Consider the following 205-nt stretch of genomic DNA (forward strand, 5'->3'; position numbering starts at 1 on the left):
TCGTTTAAGCCTGGTTAAAAACGATGGACGCGATATATCTATATCAGGTACCGGTCTTAGTGCTATAGGTATGGGTGCTACTGATACTATCTCACAAGCTTCTATTTCTTTAAGAGAAAGTAAGGCTCAAATTTCAGTTGATTACGCAGATGCAATTGGTGCAAATTCTTACGCAGGTGGTGGTAATAATCAAATTATTAATTTT

Annotated in this window: 1 pseudogene; it reads left to right on the forward strand. The window is 36.6% G+C overall.

What is annotated here, in order from left to right:
* Positions 1–205, forward strand: a pseudogene (locus tag FMM58_RS06790) (flagellin); the annotation flags it as partial.

The sequence above is a fragment of the Campylobacter sp. LR291e genome, assembly GCF_008633915.1.
Lineage (GTDB): Bacteria > Campylobacterota > Campylobacteria > Campylobacterales > Campylobacteraceae > Campylobacter_D.